General features: G+C 45.5%; 7 protein-coding genes. All 7 read right to left on the bottom strand.

The features are described 5' to 3' along the window. Positions 1-259, bottom strand: a 259-nt coding sequence (locus tag CCU_RS05215) for a hypothetical protein (protein ID WP_208896010.1), incomplete at its 3' end; no start/stop codon positions are given. A gap of 28 nt (positions 260-287) precedes the next feature. Beyond that, positions 288-848, bottom strand: coding sequence for an NUDIX hydrolase (locus CCU_RS05210; protein WP_055146459.1), 561 nt, complete (start codon positions 846-848; stop codon positions 288-290). Positions 849-861: 13 nt separating this feature from the next. Further along, positions 862-1,299, bottom strand: a complete 438-nt coding sequence (locus CCU_RS05205; RefSeq protein ID WP_015533834.1) for a GatB/YqeY domain-containing protein — start codon at positions 1,297-1,299, stop codon at positions 862-864. 27 nt (positions 1,300-1,326) lie between these two features. Next, entirely contained in the window at positions 1,327-3,036 is a 1,710-nt protein-coding gene (locus tag CCU_RS05200) for a hypothetical protein (RefSeq protein ID WP_208896009.1), read from the bottom strand. Next, positions 3,029-3,358 carry a glycosyltransferase gene (locus CCU_RS05195; protein ID WP_015533833.1) on the bottom strand — a complete coding sequence of 110 codons (330 nt, stop codon included), beginning with the start codon at positions 3,356-3,358 and terminating at the stop codon, positions 3,029-3,031. Before CCU_RS05195 ends, CCU_RS05200 begins: the two co-directional genes overlap by 8 nt. Positions 3,359-3,436: 78 nt before the next feature. Beyond that, positions 3,437-4,306: a methylenetetrahydrofolate reductase [NAD(P)H] gene (metF, locus tag CCU_RS05190; protein WP_015533832.1), complete on the bottom strand. Its 870-nt coding sequence runs from the start codon at positions 4,304-4,306 to the stop codon at positions 3,437-3,439. A 104-nt stretch (positions 4,307-4,410) separates the two neighbouring features. Then, positions 4,411-5,094, bottom strand: a complete 684-nt coding sequence (locus CCU_RS05185; RefSeq protein ID WP_015533831.1) for a YjjG family noncanonical pyrimidine nucleotidase — start codon at positions 5,092-5,094, stop codon at positions 4,411-4,413. Positions 5,095-5,462: the final 368 nt, after the last annotated feature.

Below are 5,462 nucleotides of genomic sequence, written 5' to 3'. Positions count from 1 at the left end.
GTATCGCCAGAAATGCTGCCCATACAACTATGGCAGACGCCTTTGCAACCTTGTTGCTTCCGGCTATTCCAAATATACCGCCTATTATGGCTGCAAGCGATGCTATTCCGGCCACAACGCCACATACGACAGCCTTTGTCGATGGCTCATCTGCAAGCACAAGTTTTGCAATGTCATAATATCCGGCATTTACAAGCCCCCATATGAGCATGATGAGCGACGATGCCGTCACCATTCCCTTTCCAGGTAATTTTTCCATAGATTATTTCTCCTTTTTCATTCTCATATCACTGTCTGCTCCACACATAACAGAAGGCCTGTGTTCTGGCTGCAAACTTCTCAGTCTTGAGCAGTTCTCTTACCTCTGCCTTTGTGTACCATCCTGGAGTGATCTCCTCCAGAGTTGAAGTGCTCGGCTTGAACTCGCCTCTCGCCTTGCCTACAACACACATATTTGTCTCATTTGAAAATCCTACAGCACTGTAGCTTGTCCCTATTGTGTCACTGATCTCGTACAGCTCAAGTCCCGTTTCCTCCATAAGCTCACGTCTGGCACTGACCTCAGGAGTCTCCCCCGGATCTATGAGTCCGGCAGGGAAATTATATACCCATTCACCCGGAGCAAGTCTGAACTCCTTATCTATAAGGATCCTCTCATCTGCCTCGTCTGTGGCGATGATGACCACCGCATCTGCTGCCTTGCCATGAAGTCCCTCGAAATCGGTGATTTCTCCATTCCTGCTTATCATCTCATAGTTCTTAACTATTCCGTCTACAGTCTCGTACTGAACATCGTATCGTGTGATGAACTTTCCCTGTTCTTTCTTTTCAATTCCTACAAATTTCAAAACACTTTCTCCTCTACTTGCAAAGCTCTGCCACAACCTGATTGATGACCTTGCCGTCTGCCTTGCCCTTGAGTTCAGCCATGACAGCCTTCATGATCTGGCCTTTATTCTTTGTTGCTATCACATCTGCAAATTTTGTTGTGAGGATATCTCTCACCTCATCCTCTGACAGAAGCTTTGGCGCATACTCGTTGAACACATCATATCTTGCCTTGTACTGCTCCAGAAGATCTGTTCTGTCTGCAGGGCAGGTATCGATCTGCTCTTTTACAGACTTGATCTCCTTGAGGATAACACTATCAACTATATCCTCAGGAATGTTGTCTCTGCAGCCGTTATCGATTCCGACCTTCTTAACTGCTGATACGAGGGATGAGATGCTGTCCTTTCTCTCCTTATCCCTTGCCTTCATTGCTGCTATCATATCCTTCTGTAACTTCTCAAGTGTCATTTTTATTTCCTTCTTTCTTTATTTTTATCACTTTTTTATTTTATACCATATTGAACGCTGCTTTTGCAAAACAACATTCTCCGCCTGAAGCTGTTCCAATTTCTTCTGAATATCTGCTTTTTCTGTCTGAAGTTCTCCAAGTTTTGCCTGAAGATCAGATTTCTCCTTCTCAAGTTCTTTTATCCGGATACCCCTGTCAGCCTTTTCCTTATATGTCTGCTGTAGTTTTGCATTTATCTCCGACTTTTCCTTGTATGTTCTTTGAAGCTTGGCATTTATCTCTGACTTTTCCCTGTAGGCACGCTCATTTTCTTCAATGCGTTTCTTTAATTGTCTGGAATTTCTACCAATCTCATCCCTCAATTCTCTGCGTTCTTTTTCATGACATTCACATACCCTGATCAGTGCATCCTCTACCGGCTCTCCATCATATTCAAGAATCTTCTTCGCAAGTGCATTATCTCCATATTCAGGTTTAAGCCATTCCTCTATCTTCTGTAACTGAACGTCATTCTGGTCGGCGTCCACATTCTTATGGTAAAGGCCTATTTCCTGTGAGCCCGGTAAGTACCGAAGATCCTCACATGGCATAGCCGCCACAACCGGAACTCCTGACATGATCTCTATTAGCTTAAGCCAGATGTCATCCGCCCACAGGCACATCTCCACCATCTTGTCTTTGTCGAACCACTTATCATCATAAATTCCTGGTGGATATAAAGTTCCTGCGCCCCCTGTTGCAAATAACTGCATCTTTGGTCTGTACAGACAGGCAACCGTCTCCTTCATCCAATACCTATACGGAATAAGCTGCCCTTTATCCGAAATGACCATCCAGTGTGTCCTCACAGCGGATACCGCCTCTGGATACTGTAAATATGACATATACAGATTCTCAAGCATGTATGGAGGATATTGCAGATCGTCATCTATCGTCACGACCACGTCGTCCGTGAACTCCTGCAGCGCATAGAAATACTTCTTGTGCGGCTTCAGATCATCACACCATCTGACCTCCAGCTTATCCTCAAACTGCAGCTTTCTGAGATCATCCGGGAGATCGTCATCCCTATTAGGGAACTGCTCCTCCGCCAGCCACAGAATGATCTTATCTGCCTTTCTGGTCTGTGAATATATCGACTCAAGCATCTGTGCTATGCCCGCAATTCTGGCGGGATAGGATGTGAGCGACACTATTATCCTTCTCGTCTTGAGCTTTTTCAGCTCCGATGAATCATGTTTCTTTATGATGGAATATTTGCGGAATAACTTGTCATCATTGAGTCCCTTCTCTGTCAATCCGTCAAATATCTCACTGTTAAATACGCTGTGCGCTTTCTCGTAAAACTCTATTCTCTCTGCAGAATCCAGTTCTCTGCAATACTTCTCATAATTGTCCACATACTGACGTATGGCAAAGTACATAACAGCATTCCACAGATCAGTCCTGTCTGCCATGCCCTTCACATGCTCCGTCACACAGTCAACGGTCTTCGGAACATCCGGCAGCTTCTCAGCCTCACTCTCAGGAACAACATTCCTTGAAAATGTCAGATTGCTTATATATGCTATCTTCTCCGCCGCTACAGCTCCAATTGCCGAATATATAGCTTCGCTGTCACAACCGGCAATGCCCAGTCCTGCATCTATTATGAACTGCTTTCTGTAGAGTTTATTGCCAACTAATGGTCGTACCACATTCATGATCCTGCCACGGCAGTCCTTCCAGTTAAACACCTGCTTTCCGCCGTGAACCCACTACAAAATGTACACCTCTTCCGAAGGACTTCCCACCGTCACTGTCTATAAGCTCGCAGTTCGAAATCACCATGTCCGCCCCGCTCTGCTCTGCGGCGTCATGCAGCTTCTCCAGCATGTTCTCCGGATAAACCTCCGAGCCATCCACGAACAGTATATATTCTCCATGCGCGCGCTCAATCCCCGCGAATCTGTCCGCTTCTATTATCTCGTACTCCTTAAATGTCTGGCCAGCCAGCTTTGCCCGGCATGTCTCCACACCGCTTCCGGCTGTAAAAATCACTGATATAACCGGTTTCATAACCCGATACTCCTTTCATTGAACACCATCCTATTGCTGTCCCTCATGATGTCCCGACTCTAGGTCTGTCAATAAATTTTATATCTTAAGTATTTCCGATAGATTCTTCTGTATTCCTGCCGCAACCTCAGGCTTATTCATGGAATACACATGTATATGCTTCACTCCATTTGCCATGAGATCTATGATCTGGTCTGTGGCATATGCAATTCCCGCCTGCCTCATCGCAGCCTCAGTATCGCCAAATGCATCGACTATGCTCTTGAATCTCTCCGGCACGTTACAGCCTGAGAGCTTGACAGCATTCTTGACCTGTACTCTTCTTGTTATAGGCATAATACCCGGTATGATCGGCACTGATATTCCCGCCTCTCTGATTCTGTACATGAAATTAAAGAATATGTTGTTGTCGAAGAACATCTGGGTCGTGAGATAATCACATCCAGCATCGACCTTTTTCTTAAGCCCAATTATGTCTTCGTGCTTATTTGCCGAGTCTGGGTGTACCTCAGGGTAACATGCTCCGCCCACGCAGAAATCTCCTGTCTCCTTGATGAGCTCCACCAGCTCTGATGCATGTGAGAACTCTGCAAATACCTGTCCATCATAGTTCTTCGGTATATCGCCGCGGAGAGCAAGTATATTCTCTATACCGGCATTCTTCATGTCAGCAAGCGCAGTCTTGATGCCCTCTTTGCTGGCACACACGCATGTCAGATGTGCTATGGTCGGCACGTCGTACTTCTCCTGGATCTCCTGGGCAAGCTGGATCGTATGTCCCTTGGTGCTTCCCCCGGCACCATATGTAACGCTCATGTAATCCGGCTTAAATGCCGCTATACCAAGCGCCGCTGCCTCAACATCCGCAAAGTCTGTATCCTTCTTTGGCGGGAACACCTCAAATGAGAGTGTCGCCTTGTCCTGTGTTATCAAATCTCTTATCTTCATGTACTACCTCTGTATATTTGTCTATTTCTGTTTATTTCAATCTGGACTCATTTATATCCGGACTCATTTGTATCCGGTCCCGATAAATAATTTTGCTTTTTTGCTTACAGCTCTTCAAGCAGCGTCGGTATCTCCATAAGTGTTTTCACCTCATAGTCCGGATGTATATCCGCCGCCTGCTGCCCATCCGGATTGAACCATATCGTCCTTATCCCAGCATTTATTCCGCCCTGTATATCTGATGTCAGACTGTCTCCTATGATCACAGTCTCATCTGCCTTTATCTCTGGTCTCCTGCCAAAACAATAATCAAAGAATTCTCTGGACGGTTTCTCTGCTCCGGCATCCTCAGATATGAATATATCCTCAAAATACTTGCCTATACCGCTGTCCGCAAGTCGTCCGCTCTGTACATTTGAGCCGCCATTTGACACAATGTACATTCTGTATCTTCCGTGCAAGGTTTCAAGCAGCTTTATCGTATCAGGGAATACAAATCCCTTCTGGCTGAGCTGATCCTCATAGTAGGCTGTCGCCTCTGCAGCAGAGTATTCAACTCCCAGCTCTGCAAAAAGTATCTCATATCTGCTCTCCTTCACCTGCTGCCTTGTGAGCAGTCCCTGTTCAAGCAGTTTCCATCTCGATTTGTTGATCTCGCTGTATCTGGATATGACCTTTTCTGTAGGCTCCACCCCTATATGCCTGAGCATATTGGAGAGCGCTCTGCTCTCGCTGCGCTTGAAGTCCAGCAGTGTCTCATCCAGATCAAACAATATGTTCTGTACCATATAACTTCCTTATATCTTTCTTTTCAAATTCATATGCTGACTTATCAATGTCTGCCGTTATGGTTCTGTATTTTATACATTACTCTTATGCGTAGCTGCCGGATTTTTCCAGTGCGCACATTCTTAAATATTATATTCCACTCACCTGATAATAGCAATAGAGCCGGTTACAAATCTTCTGCTGTGACCGCCCTCTCTTCGGCAATCCCGCACGATCCGCAACCGGCTCTGTTCCGTCTATTTTATTAAGTTTATTTGTATTTTCATTTACTTCATGCTCTTGCTGAGTCCGCTCATCGCGAACTCTGACAACTGTTTTCTGTAGAGAAGTGAACTGAGCAGATACTCTATAACACCACCCAAAAGGA

This window comes from Coprococcus sp. ART55/1, assembly GCF_000210595.1.
GTDB classification, from domain to species: domain Bacteria; phylum Bacillota; class Clostridia; order Lachnospirales; family Lachnospiraceae; genus Coprococcus; species Coprococcus aceti.
The sequence above is the reverse complement of the archived record's forward strand: the minus strand, read 5'-3'. Positions and strand labels throughout refer to the sequence as shown.

Coding starts and splice junctions, on each gene's coding strand:
- CCU_RS05195 (WP_015533833.1), bottom strand. CDS start 3,358: ATGAAACCGGTTATATCAGTGATTTTTACAGCCGGAAGCGGTGTGGAG.
- metF (WP_015533832.1), bottom strand. CDS start 4,306: ATGAAGATAAGAGATTTGATAACACAGGACAAGGCGACACTCTCATTT.
- CCU_RS05185 (WP_015533831.1), bottom strand. CDS start 5,094: ATGGTACAGAACATATTGTTTGATCTGGATGAGACACTGCTGGACTTC.
- CCU_RS05205 (WP_015533834.1), bottom strand. CDS start 1,299: ATGACACTTGAGAAGTTACAGAAGGATATGATAGCAGCAATGAAGGCA.